Source organism: Haloarcula sp. Atlit-47R, from assembly GCF_003665985.1.
GTDB lineage: Archaea > Halobacteriota > Halobacteria > Halobacteriales > Haloarculaceae > Haloarcula > Haloarcula taiwanensis.
Window position 1 is genome coordinate 1 of record NZ_QPLQ01000010.1, and the last position, 18,206, is coordinate 18,206.

Consider the following 18,206-nt stretch of genomic DNA (forward strand, 5'->3'; position numbering starts at 1 on the left):
CACCAGTCCCGTCGTCAGCCGGGCCGGGCGGCCTTTGAACCACTTGATCGGGTAGGCTGTCTTTGTCAGCACCGACGTGTACTCGCCGATCACGTAGAACACCATCCCGATGATGGCCCAGCCGGTCACCGTTGCCGTCGTCACGTCTGGCATCGGCTCACCTCCACGCTGTCCGCCGTTCTTGCTCGATACGTCCGCTTGATGTGTTCGTTCTGAATCATGAGTTTAGCCGTCCGTTCGGTTGTCAATCTGTTCGCGAGCTTTCAGCAGCAGTTTCAGCAACAACAGCGCCGCCAGCCCAGCGACGAACTTCGAGGCCGTCGCCTGCGTGATCGGCAGGACCGGCGTGGAGCTGACCAACAACGTCGCCCCGTAGAACAACTGTCCGAGGTTCGCCCAGCCCCACTGCAGTAGCACCGCCAGCACGTCGAACTGGAATGCCCCGAACAGTGTCGTCGCCGTTGCCGTTGCCGCACTTGCTGGGTGGGTGAGAAAGTCTTTGAGCGACATCAGTTGATGAAGGCACCTCCGCCGGGGATGAAGTCCAGCGCAATCTCGATGGCTGTCCGCAGGTACGTCGAGTACGCGACCACGACAATCGCGAACACAATCGCCGCGCCCAGCAGTCCCGCCGGTCCCGTCCAGTTGAAAAAGTCGATTAGCAACTGGACACCAGAACCGATGACACTGAGCACTGGCTCACCGATTGCGGACCCAGCGTCGATGAGCGTCGTCGCGATGACGACCGGCACATCCACGAGCCCGAGGTCCCCGAGTGTCGACGACCGCGAATGGCCGAAAAACACGTAGTTGATGGCCCAGAGGACTTTCTCAACGACTTCCTCGACGCCGTTCAGCAGCGGCGTCAATATGAGCCCCAGAATGAAGCCGGTCGGAGAGGACGCGAATGCTTTCAGCGACGGCGGGAGGGCAGGGCCATCGCCGCCGCCGTTGGATGACTGTGACACTGTCAGTCACCCCCGGAAAGCCGTTGGGCTCCCTCTCGAAGGCCGCGCACGACGACGAACAGCGTCAACAGGGTGAACCCCACCGCAACGAGGTAGCCCCAGAGTCCGAACTGTTCGACGCTGCTGGCCCAGAGGTCCTTTTGATACCACTTCAGAATCGGGACGAACAGCTCACCCAGCACGCCCGATCCCGTCGGCGTCTCGCCGGTCGACACTTCCCCGACGAACGACGTTACACCCTCGATGAGCCGCTCGGGGATGCCGAACAGCTCGTCGATGTACCTCCGAAGGCCGATGTACACCGTCGCGACCGTCGACAGGAGTATCGACGCGCCGACGCGAGTCCAGTTGACCGGGTTCGCCGTATCGACGATGCGGTAATCTTCAAACTTCGAGTTGGAGTCGGCGTTATTAATCAAGCCCGTCAGCCCCGAGTCATCAGCCATCGGCAGCGACCTCCGAGTTGTGGGGCTGGCGAGCCGTCATTTGTTGACCGTCTCCTCCTCGGTTAGGCGGTCTGCCAGCCACTCTGGCACCGACATCGGCGGCATGGGCGGACCAGACCGCTCTAATCGGATAAACGAGGCAATCAACCAAGCGCTGCTGGCAGCAGCGACGATGCCTGCCGACAGCACAGGATTCGTCGCGAATGGACGAACGATGAGGGTTGCAATGGCGGCACTGAAGTCGGCAGTCGGGACCACCACAACGAACCCAAACAGCAATACAACCACTCCCAGCAAGTCAAGCTGGCGAGCCGTCATTCGTCTATCGTCTCCTCCTCTTCGACGCCGAAGATATCCGTTGGCACGTCGATAGGCAGGCCCGGCAGCACATCGCCAGTCTCGTCCTCACGGAGATAGCGCACGACTGCGTACAGCCCGATCATCACCAGCCCGACAGTCACTGGGAACGCGAACAGTCCGGCCAACGTCTCGCCCAGAATCGAACGCAGGACGGTTTCCGAGACATCCGCACCAGCAATCAGCAGATTCCCGGGAGCCTCAAAGAGCCCCGTTAGGAGCGACCCAATCGCATCGCCCGCGTTGTTGAACGGCTGGGCAAAGAAGTTCGCCACCGCGTTGATGACATCAATGACTGCGACGACTGGCGAGACAATCAGGCCGACAATCGACGCAGACAGCACTTTACCCGCGTCTCCACCATTCTGAAGGAAGTTCGTGATGCCGCTCAGAGACTCCTGTCCGCTGCCGTCACCGAGGCTAAGACTCGGATCATCGCTGCCTCCGCCATCAGCACCGGTCTGGTTCATCCCGTCTCACCCCGCAATCCGGCGCTTGATCGGGTCGAACAGCCCCAGTAGGAACGCCGCCGCCCCCAGCAGCGCTGCAATGAGGATGTTCACCGGCGTCAGCAGGCCATCCCCGCCACCGCCGAAGATGCCACTGCCGCCCGATTCCTGCTGGACGATCTCGCCGATCTCGATGGACTCCGCTGATTCGGAGTCGCTGTCGGTCCCGTCCTCTTCGACGAGGATACGGTAGCTGTCGTACTCCGACGAGTCAACGGCGAATGTCTTCTCCGTGGTCTCGCCGTCGGCTGCCGACACCTGCCCGGAGTCAACCTGCGTAGTGATGCCGTCAGACACGCCATAGACAGTGTAATCGACGCTCTGCCCGCTGGTGTTGGTCACTTCGAGGTAGACCTGCTGGGTCTGGTTGTCCACTGCGACGGTCTTGTCCGCCAGCGTGTCCGAGGTCGAAGTCTCCGTCGCTGTCGCGGTCTCGGTCGTCGCTGCGGCCGCGCCGCCAACGCCAGCGACGGCCATGCTGGCACAGATAAGGCCAGCCAGCAGCAGCGCAATCGGTCGTGAACTGTTCTTGTCAGTCGAGAATAGTCCTATCATAGGTCTGAATCCCCGGTTTCGGGCTGGGGAACGCCCTGGTTGTCTGTCTGGTCCGTGCCGCCGTCGGTCGCCGCCAACCGGGCAGCTGCAGTCGAGTCGTCAACCCTCGACGGACTCTGCAGCCGCCGTCGGTCAGCATCGGCATCAGCGCAATCGCCAGAACAGTAGTAGAAGGCCGCTTGTCGTCGGAGCATCACCACCGGCAGCGGCCCGAGTCGGCCCCGCCGCGGGCCCGAACTGCAGTGGACGACGGTATGCTCGTCAAAGCTGTCCCGGCCGGAGTGGTTGACAATCCGGTCGCCACAGTGGTCGCACGAGCCATCTACCTCCGGCGTGGCAACCTCATAGGCCACATAGCCGCCCAGCAGGGCAGCACCGACGCCGACGACCAGTCCGTCGACGATGCCGCCGCCGACAGTTGCCGCAGTCATCAGCGTCCAGCCGGCGTAGGCCAGTCCGGTGACGGCGAGCCCGATACCGAGCCAGCCCACCACCGAGAGGTCCGACCGGCGCGCGTTGTCGACTTCGATGACGCTCACACGCCACCTCCAGCGATCAGGGTTGCTGTGAGATCCCGACTCGCGCCGGCAATCTCATGCCGTGTTCGCACGCGTCGACGGGTGTCGACCCTGTGCCATTCGGTTCGATACGGTTGATACGCGGGCTTGGCCGCGTTGGCCGGCGATTGTCGGTCGCCGGGGTCGTGTTCGCGCATGGGTAGGGGTACTGTCCGAAGCTAGACTACGGACGCGACGGGAGTCGCGATGGCCGAATAAATCCCCTAGGAAAATTACAAGAGTCTGTACGATGCTGTCAGTGCCTGAAACGCTGCTGTAAGATGCTGTAAGAGCTATGTAAGAGTTGACTGTCACCTGAGCCGATGGCTTTATTCTAGAATGTTGCCAATGAAGTCATATGTCACAGACAGCGATTCTGGGGCGGGACATTATCCTACGGGGCCAGGTTTCACTGTATTTGAGCATTGACGCTGACTGGGTGTCCCGTGCGGGGCTTGATATGGAAGACACGTGCCGACTGCAGCTTGGCGGTGTTGAGGATGGCGCACTGACTGTCACGCTGTTTATCGACCAAGATTACAGCGATAGTGACAACCCACCGGGACAGTTCGACATCGATCCCGTCGACGTCCAAACGGACATTCAGTGGTGCCTGCCCTCCGACATCCGTCATGACCGTGGGATTACCGGAGAGTTCGGGTACAATGCGGAATATCTCGGCGACGGCCGCATTGAGTATCGTTTGGTGTCTCCGTCCGCTCGTGATGACCGACTGCTAGCGTGACTGGTGGGCTCGTTATCGTCGGTTCTGGCTGCTATGGAGGGAATATCTCTCAATTAGTGCTCATCCGGAGGTACATGTGGCGCAACATGTATGACGTACGCAGCGGTACTACCGAGTATGGCAGCAGACGACGCTCCTGAAGAGACAAAGGTTAGCGACCGGGGGATGGTTACGATCCCGGCATCGCTGCGTCGCCGGCTCGATATCGAACCTGGCGATAAACTCCGCTGGGACACTGACGATGATGGGACGCTCGTCGTAGAGGTTGTCAAGCAACACTACGGTGCGTTTGATGACTTTGAGCCCGTCTCGATGGGTGGCGATGGGCAAGAGACGCACGACCTCGCTGGACATGAGGATGAGTCTGGCCTTCCAGGGGACAACTGATGGCAGTTGCAGTAGTGGATACAGGTGTTCTCATTGGGATGGCAGATGCCGATGACCAGCACCACGACATCGCTATGGAGATCGTCCGTGGGATGGATCACGGCGACTTACCGACAGGACATGTAACAAACTACGTTGCCCTCGAAACGCTCAATTGGATACACAATCGAAAGCGCCAGCAGAAGGCTGTCGAGACGTATGAGCGGCTCAATCGGTCCGCTGGGTTTGAGGTCCGCCAGGCGGCACAGAAGGACTTTACCAACGCTCTTGATCTGTTCGAAACGTACGACGGGCTCTCCCTTGGTGACGCAACCATTGCCGCGTACATGCAGCGAGAGGGGGTTGACTATTTGTATTCGTTCGATGATGACTTTGACGTGATTGCGGATATCACTCGACTGGAGACGGCGGATAATCCGTTCTAGTGAATTGTTAGGCGGCGCTTGATCCAACTTTGCCGTCACACCCGTTGTGAACGACTGGATCGCCGTGGTCGCTCCGTTCGTGTTACGATTACTCACTACACTCCTGAAAACAGGGGGTCGCTCCCGGCTCCTGCAGCTAGCAGACAGCGGCGTCAGCGGCGGCAGGGCATGTGCCACCGCGTCCAACAACGTCGGTTCAGTGGCGATTGTCGTTCTATTCGGTGCGTGTCACAGGGTTAGGGCGAGGACTCCACCACAACGGGTGTGACGCCACCCGTCGCGGCTTTGTGGTCGCTGTTCTCCAGCAGATCGAGACCGACGTAGCGTTTCTCCAGCAGTCCTTCGGCGGTTGCCATATCCATCGCGAGAATCTCGGTTTGGGTCTGGTCCCGTCCGACCTGCCGGGTTTTCTCGACGATGTCGCCGCCGCCGATCTCGATGAGCTTCTCCCAGACGCGCTTGATCGTCTGGCGATGCGGTTCCTTGCCGAGTTCGGCAGTCAGGGCCGTTTGCAGGTCGGCTTTGGTCATGAACACGCCGCTGCCGTCGGTTCGTGTCGTGGCAAATTCGGGCCAGCGCTTGGCGACGGTGATGGCGCGGTAGGTGTTCTGGCGGTTCGAGCGTTCGACAAACATCGCCTTGACTTTCGACTGCCGGCAGTTCGCGAAGAAATCCAGCGGCGAGGTGCTGGGTTCGATGCCTTCGGGCAGCTGCTCGGCGTCCTCTTGGCGGTCGCTATCGGCTTCGAGTTGCTGGGCTTTGGCGATGGCGCTCTTGGCGACGTCGTGGGTCGCCTCCTGCTGGGTTTCGAGGTCGTCGAGGCGCTGGTCGTTCGTCGCGGCGTTGCCGACCGCCGTGGTGGCAACGTCGTGGGTCCGTTCGACGTCGTCCTCCAGGTCGTCGACGCGTTCCTGGAGGTCCTCGATGGTCCCGACCAGCAGCTCAAGAACACTCGAAACGGGGGGTGCCACTTCGTCGCCGAGTTCACTGACGAGCGACTGGAGGGCGTTGATGTCCGTTCCCTCTTGGTCGATATCCATCCCGAGTTCGTCGGCGAGTGCTTGGTCGGTGGCTGTGCTGTCGGTTCCGCTGTCGTTGGTGGATTGTCGTGGCATCGTGACCACAGTGCCCGTCCCCGGAATCGAACCGGGCAGTGCCGACCACGGCACGGGCTATCGATGACGTAGCAGGCGCTATCTGGACGCGGTAGTTGGCTCGTGGCAACTCCGGGTAGTCCAGCGAATTTGCCTCGTGGCAACGACCTGAGTGCGACCAGCGGCGGTCATCGGGAGTCGTCCTGTGGCGTGGGTTCGGTGTCGGTGGATTCAGACGCCTGTCGCCACCCCGGTGGCTCGCAGTCGTCTAAATCGACGCCGTAGTGGTTGCCGTGGCCGGTCATCCTTCGACCACCGCCCGGCGCTCGATGACAACGTCGTGGGCGTAGTCACCGCGGCGGTACTGGTCGTAGTAGTTCTCGATGGTGGGGAAGTCGGCCGTCCACTCGGTGTAGTGTTCGAGATCACCGACCATGTAGCGGAGTCGCCACTGATCGGGTTCTGTGGTCGCTGTGTCGGTCGCAGTGCCCGGCGCTGGGTCGGCGCGGGCCATTAGGCATCCTCCCCTTCGAAAGGACCAGGACGGCTGCTGTCGCGTTCAACTAGCGCACAATCTGTGGTCGGGACCGTGAACGACATCAGCTTGTCAGTCCGACTGATGGCCTGCGCCAGTTGCTGGCGTGTGGCTGTGTCGGGTTCGGACGCCCGCAGCCGATGGAGCGTTTCCGTTGCGAGGTCGGCCAGTAACACGCCCATAGCGTGCTCTTCGTGGCAGTGACAGACCAGCAACAGCGGCTCGCTGTCGGTGGTCGTGATGGCGACGATCTCGCCGACACTCGGCTGGGCGGTCATCGGGCCACCTCCCGGAGTCGGGAGCGGCCTGTCAGCGGGTTCGCGCTGGGCGGCGAATGAGTAAACTGCGGGAGGATATCACAGGCGTTTTCCTTACCAAGTGAGTACCGGTCGGTTGGGTTCTGGTCCCCGCTCCATCTCCCTATGGATCCCACCCAATTCATCGATTGGCCTGGGACCAGGACCTGTCGTCGTGGATGACGACTTCCAATGGTGCGTTGCACGCCACTTCCCCCCGGCTGCCCACCATTCTGCTGCTCGAACTCCAGGAGTTGTCTCTGTGGGCCGCCTTCGGGCTGTTGTTCGTGTGAGTCGACTACATCGTGAGAGTGAGCGAAACCGACAGACGGCGACTGGATATCGCAAGCGCTTTTATATACTCCTGTATCGGCTCCACATGGGATCCGTGCCCTGTCTGCTCCCAGCGACACCACCCATCCTATAGGTTGTTTCGGGGCCGGACCCCAGTTTTCGGCGTGCCGTGCGCTGTATTCAGAACAGATAACGAGGCGAAAACTACAATTATAAGGGCTAACTAATCTGACAGTGCAGGCACAAAGTGGTTCACTTTGTCCTGAACAATTGTCAGAGGCACGCGATGCAGTCCGCCGTTGCGGGCGACGGCGGACTGTCTCACGGATTGCGCTAATGGTAATTCGCCAGCAATAATTGTTATTTATTAGGTATGCGTATATTGTGGTAGGGTACCAGTCGGTCATCACTTGCCCGGTGATTGCGTGCCTCTGACAACACCGGCCGACTGTGCCCTCCGTTTTGACTACTGAGGGCCGGCGCTGCGTTGGGTGCCGAGTCATTACTGTGTCCCTCCGTCAGCGACGGGTCGGGAGAGCTTACACAGGCCTGCGAGTGTTTCCGCCTGGTGTTGGAGCTCTTGTCCGCCAGCGTCAGTCAGCGTATACACGTTGGTGCGAGCGTCGAGTTCGTCGCGGTTGATGAGATTCTGGTCAACGAGCTGGTCGAGGTTCTGGTAGAGGCGGCTGTGGTTGATCGGCTCGGCATAGCGCTCGTCGAGATAGTCCTTGAGCGCGAGGCCGTAGGGATCGTCGTCGACGGCGGCGATGGCTTCCAGCAGATCGCGCTGGAAGCCCGTCAGTTCGTGGTAGATCGTCATCGGGCACCTCCCGGCTCGTCGGCGTCGGTGTCGACCCGCCGCAGCGTCGCTGGTTCGGGCTGGTAGCAGTCACCTTGCACCAGTAGATCCAGTAAGGCTGTCAGCGCCCGCTGGGCTCCGTACTCGCGGGCGAGCGTGTCCAGTACGTCCCCAGCGGGTGCGCCGTGGCCGTCCTCGCGGGTGGCGATTACATCGAGCGCGTGGCTGCGGATTGCGGGCTCGGCGTGGGTCTGGACGACGAAGCCGTCCGTGTTCCGGAGGTAGGTGCTGACGGCGTCCAGCAGTTCGAGTTCCTCGTCAGCGAGGGCAGGTTCGGCGGCCTGCAGGACGGTGTCAAGTCGGGTGGCCGCCGCCGTGTGTGAGGGGATGGTGGTGCCGCCGTCGGTGGCGACCAGGTCGTGGCCAGTGACGATAGCCAGCGAGCGGGCGGCCTGGGTGATGGCGTCCTGGCCGCGGTCGGTCAGGGCGTAGGTCCCGTCGGTGGTGGTGACAAGGTCGTCGGCTTCGAGCTCGGTGAGGGCGTCCGTGACGCGAGCGTCGTCGAGGGTGGCCTCGCGCCGGGTTTCGACGGCGATTTGGAGGGCGTCGGCGGTGGCCGCGCGGTCGTAGTGGTCGTGGTCGGCAATGGCTTTCAGGAGGTCCCGCTGGAGGGCGGTGCAGGTGTGCCAGGCGGTCATTGGTTGCCTCCCGTGATATGCATCTGGCCAACGCTGGGAGGTGACATGGTAAGAGCCTGGGGCGCGCGTGAACGGAAGTGGATTTTCGCGGGTCGATTTTCGTCTCTGGCCCGCTGTGGCGGGTTCGTGGGCCGCTCAGTCGATGAACGGAAACTGAACGGAAGTGAGCGAATGTACCGCCGTCTGGTGGTTTCTGAATGACCGGAAGTGCCGGTTGGTGGCGAGCGATGCGACTCTTCGTGGGTGGGCTTGGTGGTTGTCATGGGTTCGATGGGACGCCGGTGGTTGCTGTGGGCGTCGCCTATCTCAGAATACCGTAGTCAACCGTATTAATAGTTACCGTACGGTAACCAGTATCCGAGCGGAAGTAACGGAATAATCCGGTGGTGATTTTTGTTTGCGAGATAGATAGCAAGCAAGATGGGTGAGAGAGGGCGGAAGAAAACCGTGTCAGATGTTGAAATCCTCCGCCAGTTTGCATTAGAGCCAGCCCCCTTCATGCACCCTACAGAACTAACTGATTCGCTTGAGATGTCTCGTCAGGGTGTATACAAGCGATTGAAGGCGCTTGAAGAGCGAGGACTCTTAGAGAGCAAGAAGGCTGCCGATACACGGAACTGGTGGCTTACAGATGCAGGCCGACGCCATCTTTCTGAGAACTCCTGATCTATTCACGCCACCATCCAATCATATGCTGTGTGGGCTTCTTTCGGCTGATTTCTCCATCTTGGTGCAGCTTTTGTAGCCTTTTGTGGATGGCAGTACGGGTAATGGGCAGCACTTTCTCCAGTTCACTCGCAGTTACGAACGGACCCTCGATCTCGTCAAAAGCGTCTATTATCTCTTCATCTGAGACGAGTTGATTCCCGTGTGTTGGACTCATTTATTACAGCCGCCTTTTGGTTACCGCACGACAATAGTTTTATGGTGGTGGCGTAACATAAGCTAAGTATAGGAACACACGCGCTGCTGGTCGATTTTCTACGAAATCGCCCCGGTGTAGGAGCACCGAGGCGCGTGGTTCCCACAAGAACCAATGACAACTACGCAATCCAATCCACAAGAACGTACCGCTCGTGAACTACTCACCCAGGGCCGACCGCTCTTCCTTGGCGTCGACGGTGAGGGTGCGGCGCATTACTGGGATAGCTACGAGTTCGCCGTGGCTGTTGTCGGAGATGATGGAGACTCCGATAAGGTTGTGTTGGCGAATACGCCCTTTGAAACGCTTGCAGAGTGGTGCGAGTACACACGTGGGGAGCGTGGCTGGGATGTTGGGCCATATGTTGGCGGCTCGCTCGTCGGCGATCTCGTGCGAGGTGTTGAAGCGTGAGCTCGCTCCGCTGCACGGTCGAGAATCGGAAGCGTGTCCAGCGTGCCGCCCGTGCCCTCCGGGAAACTGTGCCGACCGTTCTGGTTGAGACAACGCCGCCGGTTCGCTCAGAACACGACGCCTGGACGCTCGATGCCGTGCTTCGAGACACCGAGGGTGTCCCGCCCGAGGTGCTACGGGAGCTCGCACTGGCTGGACTGACGTTGCAGCCGACGCCCGCCCAGAACGAGCATCAACACGTCGTGGCGACAGCCTGAGCGAGACAGCGATACCTCTACTTTTTGCTGAATCGTGTGTGTGCTCTTCTCATGGGTCGCGGTGGTTTCGAGACTACTCCTGACAGTTTGCGACCCCGTGCCGGGACCTAGTGAGGCAGACCCCACGATGGCGCGAGTAAGCTCAAGACTGGCTATGTGCGCATCTCGCGCGTGACACGCTCAGAGAGCCAGTCAAGCACGGGATAGCCATCGGTTGTAACCCATGGCCCGCCGAAATCAAACCCAGACATACTCTCTGTGGCGGCTTCTCCAGTCATCTTATCTGCAGAAAGCCCGTTTGACGATGGACTGCCAGCAGACGATGACTGGCCAGCGGTGTTAGCGTTCCAGTAGACATCCTCAACTGGGCCAGACTCGTAGTTCCGACCGATAGCGCCACCTACGCGCTCTTCGCCGCTAACAGTCGCGGCACTAAACGAGGAAGCGACCCGACCAGGTGCATAGTTCGTTCCTACCAGTCCGCCGACCTCCGATTCGCCTCGGATGCTGCCGAAGACTGCTGAGTTTGTTAGGTTTCCAATGCTGTTGCCGGCGAGACCGCCAACGTTGTGTTCACCAACAACTGTGGCATTCACTTCGACGGCGGATATCTCGCCAATCCGGTAGTTGGCATTCGGCTCGGCAACAACGCCAGCGACACCGCCGACACGCCACTCTCCACGAACACTCCCTGTAACCGTAACCTGCGTGATCGTACCACTTGAGGTGCTGGCTATGCCTCCGACATTCTCATGTCCACGGACGGAGACATTTCGAAGATGAATTCGCTTGATTGTGCCACCGTTGAGTGTCCTGACGAGCCCACCGGCGCTGCCCGACCGATGAACGGTAAGTCCACGAACCGTGTGGCCGTTCCCGTCGAGCGTTCCAGAGAAACGTGGTGTCGGGTCGAACCCAGTCCGCCACGTTGCGTCGATATCTGAGACGAGTTCATAATTCGCATCAGAGTCGACGCCGATGCACTCGAGTTGATGGAGTGTCTCGATCTGGTACGGATTGCTATCGGACCCATCCCCGCCTGCAAACGAAACGGCAACGCATTGATCTAGAGCATTAGGGGCCGGCATGAGCCGAGTTGGTGGGGTGTGCATTTTCTGCTCGATATACTCCCAGTCGTCAAAGCCATCGCTGGAAGCGGCTTCTGAGGTGTAGCTGTAGTGATCCGAGGGAGCGTTGTAGTTCAGTACACTCGGGTATTCGTCAAACGGAACATCAGTGCTGTCGATGCCATGGTATACATCAGGCATTAGGCCCAACGAGTGCCCCAGTTCGTGTATGAACACGGTTCCCATGCGTGTGTCGTCGACGGTCCCCGACACGTGTACCGACCCCGGAGAGGCGCCACCATCGACAGAAGGTGAGAGAGAACTCCGGTCAACCAAAATCGCGTAATGATATGCCTGCCCGCGGTGGTCAAAATACTTCTCTTCGTATTCGTCTGTTCTCATACCACCAAGCGTACGAGTGTAGGGAACCTGTTCACTCCTTACGAGATGAAGGTCGATCCCGTTCGTTCCATTCGGATTTGACACCGGTGCATTAGCGAACTTGGACTTGATGAGTGCTCGCTCCTCGTCAGGGAGCGAGTAGCTCTTCATGTAGTCAATTTCGACGTAAATGTCCTTGTGCAGTGGATTCGCGTTTGGATAAACCTCGCTGTGGACCTCCCAGCCATCGAGAAGGTTGTCCCCATCAGTGTCCCGAACAGTGGGATTCGTACCATGCTCAATCTCAGCACTGTCTATGAGCCCATCGTTGTCCGTATCGCGGCTACGTGGACTTGTCTCACGCTCCAATTCAGTGGGATCAGCAAGCCCATCATTGTCCGTATCTGCTGAGGTTGGGTCCGTTTTGAGCTCAGTCACCTCACGATGATCATTGAGACCGTCACCGTCTGTATCAGCCTTGTCTGGGTCCGTTCCGAGTTCGGCTTCACGCCGGTCATTCAGCCCGTCATCATCGGAGTCTACCGATGTCGGTGTTACTGTCGATGTAGCAGCAGTGACTTCGGTATCGCGTTCCGGTTCTTCAGTTGGGCTATCGCTTACTTCAGTCGACTCCGGCCGGGTTGGCTCAGTCTGGTCTATTCCGCCAAGACCCGAGCACCCAGAAAGCAACATAAGGATTGCCAACACAATTGCGATCACTTGGCCCGAATCCATGTTCCGTTGTCACTTTACGAAGAGAATAAATCTACCGAAATGCACCACCTCAGACGTTTAAAATGGGTCCAATAGGCTATCGACCGAAAAAGTATCAGTATAATATGTAATTTGAATATTATAGTCTTGACTCAAATCAGCAATCGTCAGAACCACGATGTCGTTGCTCACCAGACAGCCCATCGGTTGACAGACAGACCGGCTTCACATCGCCAGCATCCTCGTTTTGTCGTGTTCAAAACCTGCAGGCGAATGCCTCTTGAGCCCCCCGTAAGAACTCTCAGCACACTCGATTTAGCTGCTCTGTTGCGACCATGGCATGAACGTCCTACGTCTTTCCACTCCGTCGCTCATACTCCTCGTGAACTTTCGCGCATTTGCACTCATTGCCGGCTGTCGGTCCACCAAGGCACTCCAGAAACCGTTCAGTCTCGACGAGGGATACCGCCAACTGTTGATTCCACACGGTGGTCTTATAGCCGTAGTCAAGAAGTGGCGACTCATACACCCGCCCCTCTTGCTGTCGTCTGTGAGCTTGTTCCGGTGGTAGAACCCTGAGTTGTGCCATCGAGGGTTCGTTTTTCGCAATCTGACCGAATCACTCCCCCAGTGAGTATGTTTACTAAGAGGGTTATTGTTCTGTGAGTGCGTACAAAGTATTTCCACTGCTAATATAGATCCGTCTATCAGCTACCGCTGGTGATGAATATATCCGAGAACCCAGCTGAAAATCCCATTCTCTATCACCAGTATATGTTTCAAGTGCGTATAGATGTCCCCCCGCAGTTGCGAGATAGACAGTTTCATCGACTACTACTTGAGACACCGGTATGGGTGAATTGAGAGACATGTCCCAGCGCTGGTCGCCGGTATCCTGGGTTATTGCGTACACATTCCTTGTATTGGCAGCGTGATAGCTACCGATATACACCGATTTCTCGGTCACTGCCGGCGAACCCCATACTGGCCCACCGGTATCAAAGGACCACTGTTGGCTTCCAGTTTCGCTGTCTACTGCATATACGTTCCCATCACCACATCCAAAATAGACAGTTCCGTCTCCAATGGCAGGTGCAGACCTTATGTAACCCTCAGTTTCCACCGACCACTGTTGGTCCCCACTAGCAGCATCGACAGCATAGAGATGGTAGTCCAAACTTCCGAAGAACACCGTACCGTCAACTACTGCTGGTGAGGCTGTGATATCTCCGTCAGTATTGAATGACCATTGTTGTTTTCCACTTGTCGCATCTATCGCATAGAATGCGTCATCATTGCTGCCGAAATAAACCATCCCATCCACAACAACGGGGTCAGTCATTATCGAATCGCCCGAACTGAACGACCACTCTTCGCTGCCCGTAGTTGCATCAAGGGCATACATCGTGGTGTCACTACTCCCGACATAGACTGTCCCATCTACCACCGCTGGGGATGAAGTTACAGAACTACCTGTACTGTAGACCCATTGTTCCTCACCAGTTACGGCGTTCACCGCATAGAAGTTCTCATCATTACTACCCACATAGACACTCCCATTCATGACGGCTGGCGAGGAATGTATCTCCTCATTTGTTTCGAACACCCAGGATTCAGTGATCTCTCCAGAAGGACCAGATTCTGTAGTAACTCCTCTGTTAGCCTGGTCAAACTGAAACATTGGCCAACCGCTGATTTCTGGTTTCCTTTCGGTTTCAGTCTCGGTTTCTGTTTCGGTCTCTGTTTCCGTCTCAGTCTCTGTTCCCATCTCAGACTGTGGAGTTTCCGTTTGTGTTCTCGCTTCTGTAGTTGTGTCTTCTGGACTGGGGGCCTCTTCAGGTGTGGAGGGAGCGTTGTCTCCGGACAGACAACCACTCAAACTTCCAGCGCTCACTATTCCAAGATCACGAAGCCACTCACGACGTGTCCGCTGCAGCATATACTATCCAGTTAGCAACTATTTGAGTTAATACTACCCGTACTATTATCAAATTATATTCTAAAAGTGGCAGTCATCTCACTCAGGGCCGCCCGCTCTTCCCCGGCGTCGACGGCGAGGGGGCAGCGCATTACTGGGACGGCTATGAGTTCGCCGTGGCTGTCGTCGAGGCTGACGGTGAGGCAGAGAAGGTCACGTTGGCAGAGACGCCCTTCGAGACGCTCTCGGAGTGGTGCGAATATACTCGGAGTGAGCGCGGGTGGAACGTTGGCCCGCACGTCGGCGGCTCGTTGGTCGGCGATCTTGTGCGAGGTGTTGAGGCGTGAGCTGCACTGTGGAGGAACGCAAGCGGGTTCGTCGAGCCGCGCGGGCGATTCAAGAGGAAGTGCCGACCGAGTCCGTCGACGTAATCGCACCGAGCGCGAGTCAGTACGGCGAATGGACGCTTGATGCCGTGCTTCGGGATACTGATGGGATTCCGCCCGAAGTGCTCAGGGAGCTGGCCCTCACCGAGTTGACGTTGCAGCCGACGCCGTCGCAGGCGGAGTATCAGCACGTGGCGGCAACGGTGTAGAGTAGCAGAGCGCTAACCAACAATAGTTGACTAACGCCTATGACTGTTGGTTAGCCGAGAACCGATTGGCTTCTGACCGTCGCTTGTTTCCCACGACCTTACCAGAAATATCCGCTCAGTGTGTATGCGTACTGACCAACGTCAATTCTATCACTACCAGATGATGGTCTGAGTAGCATGACAGATACAGGGTGTGTATCTTGCACGGCTGGATTACCTCTCTGCTACTGTGGAGGGCATTCCTCTCTGTAATCTATTCAGCAGCAGCACATTCAAGAGCAATATGAGCATCGTCCTGAAAGACGTACAACGGATCTGGTTGGGTTTCGGTGCCGGCTAACCGTTGGAAACCATTCTGCATTTGATCGGCTTTGTAGCTGACGACTTCGATGGCGTGGGAAATATTATCACCGAAGGATTTCTCCATGTCGGGATCAATGTCGTCGCAGTGAACGGTGGAGAACATTTCCTCATTTTCTGGAAGAATTTCGAAATGAGCGCGGCCTCCACTATCCAATCTGAATTTAAAAGTTGGATCTGTCTGGTTCAATTCTCGTTGTACGTCGCTGAAAAGTGGGTGGGTTGGACAGCTAAATGGGTTCTGGAAATAAAACTTCGTGTGCCGACGGTCGTCGCGGTGGAAGCGGTCCCGGCGCAAGGCTCCCACTGTTGATAACCAAATCTGGTCAGTCCCATCCCTCGCAAAGTGCTCACAATACGGGGACTCCGGCGAGTGACGCCCATGTTCACCGCAGTGGCCGCAGAAAATCGGTGCTTTGGTGTATCGTGGCATGAATACTTGTTGGGATAGAGACAACAAGTGTGTTGCGCTGGCTCTCGGGACTGCAGATTTGTGCAACGTGATCCTTTGTTCGGCGCTCTCCTCCAAGGATCTTCAAAAAGTATGGAAAGACAAGTAGCAGACTCTCAGAGAAATGCTTGTACGCGCATCCGCGAGAGTGGTACACAAGTCAGTGGTTTGCGGATCTGTAATCTCGTTCGGATAGTGGGGCATGAATAGCCAGTGTGGCTGACGCAAACGGCTTGGGGTACGAGCACGTCCACGGTTCCGAACGGAAGATCAAGTTCGAACCGTGGAGTAATGGCAAGTTCAAGCGTATCAAGGCCGTCTGTGACGGCTATCAGTGGTGGGTGACCGAGCGGGAAGTTGTGACGACGATGCGGCGGACTTGAGTGGGGAGACAAGTTCTACCTGATTTTCCCGCTTTGGAACAGTGTTCCCGTCGATTATACCATCAAACTTTCAGTCAATACTCTGTAATAAGTTCGATATATCGTTGGTCGAAAATTTCGTTCGGAGTATCAGATTCGATCATTGATTCCATCGAGCTTTTGTCGAAATGTAAAACTTCAAACCCTTGTTGCTTGAGCTCTCTAATCCGTTGATGTGCTGCGTCTTCATATTCAGACCCTGAGATACCATTCCATGACAGCAAAATTCCCGTGGTGCAATTAGCTCCCAGTGTATCTGCTTTCGAATTAAGCGTGTGGATGACGTTCGCACCTACAGACCCACTCCAATTCTTACATTCCACCATAATAATCGACGATAGGTTCTCCCATGGGTCGGACTCCTGATTATTCCGAAGGACCAAATCAAATTCTTCACTGCCAGTTTCGCTGTTGACGCGGAGAACTTCTGTCTCCGAAATGTACCTCTTAAATAGCAATTCTGCAAATTGTTCGAGTAAATCACCTTTTTGCTGTGGGTTGTCGACAGTATTTGCTGAGTCGTAGAGATCACGAAGGCGTTCTTGTACCTCACTTTTTGTTACTGGTGCTTGGCTCCTTACTGGGAGTCCTGTGTCAACTGAACGCAAGGTAGTTGAGCCCACATCAAGATAATACAATTCGATAGTCTCAGAGTTTCGTGCACTATCAATAATCGTCTCAGTATATTCTTCTTCAGCAACAATGAGTAGTAGCGCCTCGATATCAAGTTGTTCCACTTCTTGATGCAGGCTCTGGACATCGGACGGGTTATAGTAGACCAGGTGTAGTTTGGAATCCTTTTCGAGAACTAGATCCGCATCTAATGACACCTCAATACCTTCATATTCAAAGGAACTTTCGAACGTACCGACGGTCTCATACCCGATGGATTCGAACACATCAGTGAGGACAGCTTCCGGTGCAAATTCGCGGAAATCGATATAGTCTAAGTATCCAACCGGATCTTCTTGATTCGTCCTTTCGTCAATTCCAACCAATTCATTCGCGGCGCGTAGCACAAATGAAGTATTATTAAATGTCATTTCTGACCCAAACGGGTCAATCTCGTTTCGAGAAATTGTGGGAGCTGCGAGGGCATGTGCCAATCCAGAAATGAAGGTTAACGCATTCGCTATCCAGATTGGCGAGGACATTCTGAAGTAGGGATCGTGAAAAGTTGGTTCCGAAATGAATGTCGGCACAAAAATGTATGTGCGGTCAGATATGTCAACAAATCGTTCTTGGCTAACTGAGGGTGCTTCAGCGGTGCTATGATGAAGGGAAAGGTCTCTGAGAGTTATGAGATATTTATTAAGAAGTTGAGTGTAGTCTGTCTCCTCAACCGGAGTCGGAGATTTGGTAACACTGTTCCGAACGGCTGCAAATGCGTATGCTGCCTCTTGATATCGGCCTTTCCGTAATTCATGCAAAGCGAGATTAATACTCCAAGCCGCACCCTCGGGCCAGTCTGATTCCGTAGCAATCGGTCTCAGCACATCATACACATACTCGCGGAATTTTTCTTGCGTCAGCTCTATCGAATCATAACCATCTGGTATCTGATTCTCTATTTCGGCCTGAACGTTCATCTCGGAATCGTCTAACTGGCTCCAGTCTGGGGGGTTAATCGAATAATCTAAATCGTCAATTAAAAACTCCGAATAGAGCAGCGTCCTAGGCTCCGATGAGGAAAATTCAGAAGGGGCTCCTGGGGTTAGCCGCAGGACAATACAGTGGGCTAAACAATTTAGTAAGGGGTCAATATCAGCTTCTCGAACTGGGAATTTAAACGAAGTACTACCCGGAGGGTACCAATCTCTTAGCTCAGGGTACCTTTGATAATATTTGTCTAGAACACATTTTATCGCATCTTGTGCCTCAGACGTTAACCGGACTTGTGGAGGAAGATCGCCTTCCCAATGGTGTTGTAACTCTCCGTATTCTTCTAATCGAATTGTATCAAAGCTAACTGATTTACCCACGATGTTGTCAGAAATACTAAATCCAGGAAATACCATATTTGAATTTCTAACTAGGAACATA

The 18,206-nt window shown here is 56.3% G+C and carries 25 protein-coding genes; 9 read left to right on the forward strand and 16 right to left on the reverse strand.

From position 1 onward, the window contains the following. Positions 1 to 225 precede the first annotated feature (225 nt). Genes DVK00_RS20060 through DVK00_RS20090 form a run of 7 tightly spaced genes read right to left on the reverse strand, consistent with a single transcriptional unit; the run spans position 226 to position 3,374 of the window. A complete protein-coding gene (locus DVK00_RS20060; RefSeq protein WP_101352059.1) occupies positions 226 to 510 on the reverse strand; it encodes a hypothetical protein in 285 nt (94 codons plus the stop codon). Continuing rightward, positions 510 to 968: a hypothetical protein gene (locus tag DVK00_RS20065; protein WP_121578441.1), complete on the reverse strand. Its 459-nt coding sequence runs from the start codon at positions 966 to 968 to the stop codon at positions 510 to 512. The genes DVK00_RS20060 and DVK00_RS20065 overlap by 1 nt, the downstream gene beginning before the upstream one ends. A gap of 2 nt (positions 969 to 970) precedes the next feature. After that, a complete protein-coding gene (locus DVK00_RS20070; protein WP_121578442.1) occupies positions 971 to 1,414 on the reverse strand; it encodes a hypothetical protein in 444 nt (147 codons plus the stop codon). 36 nt (positions 1,415 to 1,450) lie between these two features. Further along, positions 1,451 to 1,732 carry a hypothetical protein gene (locus DVK00_RS20075; protein WP_121578443.1) on the reverse strand — a complete coding sequence of 94 codons (282 nt, stop codon included), beginning with the start codon at positions 1,730 to 1,732 and terminating at the stop codon, positions 1,451 to 1,453. After that, positions 1,729 to 2,241 (reverse strand): hypothetical protein, encoded by a 513-nt coding sequence (locus DVK00_RS20080; RefSeq protein WP_121578444.1) that lies wholly within the window; start codon positions 2,239 to 2,241, stop codon positions 1,729 to 1,731. The genes DVK00_RS20075 and DVK00_RS20080 overlap by 4 nt, the downstream gene beginning before the upstream one ends. Before the next feature lie 6 nt (positions 2,242 to 2,247). Next, positions 2,248 to 2,835: a hypothetical protein gene (locus DVK00_RS20085; protein WP_121538768.1), complete on the reverse strand. Its 588-nt coding sequence runs from the start codon at positions 2,833 to 2,835 to the stop codon at positions 2,248 to 2,250. Beyond that, positions 2,832 to 3,374, reverse strand: coding sequence for a hypothetical protein (locus DVK00_RS20090; protein ID WP_233560855.1), 543 nt, complete (start codon positions 3,372 to 3,374; stop codon positions 2,832 to 2,834). Before DVK00_RS20090 ends, DVK00_RS20085 begins: the two co-directional genes overlap by 4 nt. Positions 3,375 to 3,750: 376 nt before the next feature. Here DVK00_RS20090 and DVK00_RS20100 point away from each other — a divergent pair, with 376 nt between their 5' ends. From DVK00_RS20100 to DVK00_RS20110, 3 genes are all read left to right on the forward strand, one after another. Continuing rightward, positions 3,751 to 4,137, forward strand: coding sequence for a hypothetical protein (locus tag DVK00_RS20100; RefSeq protein WP_121578445.1), 387 nt, complete (start codon positions 3,751 to 3,753; stop codon positions 4,135 to 4,137). Positions 4,138 to 4,254: 117 nt separating this feature from the next. Then, positions 4,255 to 4,524, forward strand: coding sequence for an AbrB/MazE/SpoVT family DNA-binding domain-containing protein (locus DVK00_RS20105; protein WP_121538764.1), 270 nt, complete (start codon positions 4,255 to 4,257; stop codon positions 4,522 to 4,524). Continuing rightward, positions 4,524 to 4,949, forward strand: a complete 426-nt coding sequence (locus tag DVK00_RS20110) for a type II toxin-antitoxin system VapC family toxin (protein ID WP_121578446.1) — start codon at positions 4,524 to 4,526, stop codon at positions 4,947 to 4,949. Before DVK00_RS20105 ends, DVK00_RS20110 begins: the two co-directional genes overlap by 1 nt. A 236-nt stretch (positions 4,950 to 5,185) precedes the next feature. Here DVK00_RS20110 and DVK00_RS20115 read toward each other — a convergent pair whose 3' ends face one another. From DVK00_RS20115 to DVK00_RS20135, 5 genes are all read right to left on the reverse strand, one after another. Beyond that, positions 5,186 to 6,064 carry a hypothetical protein gene (locus DVK00_RS20115; RefSeq protein WP_121578447.1) on the reverse strand — a complete coding sequence of 293 codons (879 nt, stop codon included), beginning with the start codon at positions 6,062 to 6,064 and terminating at the stop codon, positions 5,186 to 5,188. A 280-nt stretch (positions 6,065 to 6,344) separates the two neighbouring features. After that, positions 6,345 to 6,557: a hypothetical protein gene (locus tag DVK00_RS20120; RefSeq protein WP_121578448.1), complete on the reverse strand. Its 213-nt coding sequence runs from the start codon at positions 6,555 to 6,557 to the stop codon at positions 6,345 to 6,347. After that, complete coding sequence (locus DVK00_RS20125) at positions 6,557 to 6,856, reverse strand: hypothetical protein (protein WP_121578449.1); 300 nt, start codon at positions 6,854 to 6,856, stop codon at positions 6,557 to 6,559. Before DVK00_RS20125 ends, DVK00_RS20120 begins: the two co-directional genes overlap by 1 nt. A gap of 814 nt (positions 6,857 to 7,670) precedes the next feature. Continuing rightward, the gene (locus DVK00_RS20130; protein WP_121578450.1) at positions 7,671 to 7,988 is read right to left on the reverse strand and encodes a helix-turn-helix transcriptional regulator; all 318 of its coding nucleotides are present in this window, start codon (positions 7,986 to 7,988) and stop codon (positions 7,671 to 7,673) included. Further along, entirely contained in the window at positions 7,985 to 8,665 is a 681-nt protein-coding gene (locus tag DVK00_RS20135) for a transcriptional regulator (RefSeq protein WP_121578451.1), read from the reverse strand. The genes DVK00_RS20130 and DVK00_RS20135 overlap by 4 nt, the downstream gene beginning before the upstream one ends. A gap of 420 nt (positions 8,666 to 9,085) precedes the next feature. On the opposite strand from DVK00_RS20135, the gene DVK00_RS20140 reads away from it, so the two are divergent. From DVK00_RS20140 to DVK00_RS20155, 3 genes are all read left to right on the forward strand, one after another. Continuing rightward, a complete protein-coding gene (locus tag DVK00_RS20140) occupies positions 9,086 to 9,331 on the forward strand; it encodes a winged helix-turn-helix domain-containing protein (RefSeq protein ID WP_121578452.1) in 246 nt (81 codons plus the stop codon). 370 nt (positions 9,332 to 9,701) lie between these two features. After that, entirely contained in the window at positions 9,702 to 9,998 is a 297-nt protein-coding gene (locus tag DVK00_RS20150) for a hypothetical protein (RefSeq protein ID WP_121578454.1), read from the forward strand. After that, positions 9,995 to 10,255, forward strand: a complete 261-nt coding sequence (locus DVK00_RS20155; RefSeq protein ID WP_121513187.1) for a hypothetical protein — start codon at positions 9,995 to 9,997, stop codon at positions 10,253 to 10,255. The genes DVK00_RS20150 and DVK00_RS20155 overlap by 4 nt, the downstream gene beginning before the upstream one ends. A gap of 152 nt (positions 10,256 to 10,407) precedes the next feature. Here DVK00_RS20155 and DVK00_RS20160 read toward each other — a convergent pair whose 3' ends face one another. Then, a complete protein-coding gene (locus tag DVK00_RS20160; protein WP_121578455.1) occupies positions 10,408 to 12,438 on the reverse strand; it encodes a hypothetical protein in 2,031 nt (676 codons plus the stop codon). Positions 12,439 to 13,069: 631 nt separating this feature from the next. Beyond that, on the reverse strand, positions 13,070 to 14,311 hold the full coding sequence (locus tag DVK00_RS20170) for a PQQ-binding-like beta-propeller repeat protein (RefSeq protein WP_158598833.1): 1,242 nt from the start codon (positions 14,309 to 14,311) through the stop codon (positions 13,070 to 13,072). An 89-nt stretch (positions 14,312 to 14,400) separates the two neighbouring features. Here DVK00_RS20170 and DVK00_RS20175 point away from each other — a divergent pair, with 89 nt between their 5' ends. Beyond that, on the forward strand, positions 14,401 to 14,682 hold the full coding sequence (locus DVK00_RS20175; protein ID WP_121578458.1) for a hypothetical protein: 282 nt from the start codon (positions 14,401 to 14,403) through the stop codon (positions 14,680 to 14,682). Beyond that, the gene (locus DVK00_RS20180) at positions 14,679 to 14,930 is read left to right on the forward strand and encodes a hypothetical protein (protein WP_121578459.1); all 252 of its coding nucleotides are present in this window, start codon (positions 14,679 to 14,681) and stop codon (positions 14,928 to 14,930) included. The genes DVK00_RS20175 and DVK00_RS20180 overlap by 4 nt, the downstream gene beginning before the upstream one ends. 253 nt (positions 14,931 to 15,183) lie before the next feature. On the opposite strand, the gene DVK00_RS21270 is transcribed toward DVK00_RS20180, so the two are convergent. Continuing rightward, the gene (locus DVK00_RS21270) at positions 15,184 to 15,723 is read right to left on the reverse strand and encodes a hypothetical protein (RefSeq protein WP_147435937.1); all 540 of its coding nucleotides are present in this window, start codon (positions 15,721 to 15,723) and stop codon (positions 15,184 to 15,186) included. 233 nt (positions 15,724 to 15,956) lie between these two features. Here DVK00_RS21270 and DVK00_RS21455 point away from each other — a divergent pair, with 233 nt between their 5' ends. Next, positions 15,957 to 16,124, forward strand: a complete 168-nt coding sequence (locus tag DVK00_RS21455; RefSeq protein ID WP_158598834.1) for a hypothetical protein — start codon at positions 15,957 to 15,959, stop codon at positions 16,122 to 16,124. Between the two features lie 74 nt (positions 16,125 to 16,198). On the opposite strand, the gene DVK00_RS20190 is transcribed toward DVK00_RS21455, so the two are convergent. Then, complete coding sequence (locus DVK00_RS20190) at positions 16,199 to 18,181, reverse strand: restriction endonuclease (RefSeq protein ID WP_158598835.1); 1,983 nt, start codon at positions 18,179 to 18,181, stop codon at positions 16,199 to 16,201. Positions 18,182 to 18,206: the final 25 nt, after the last annotated feature.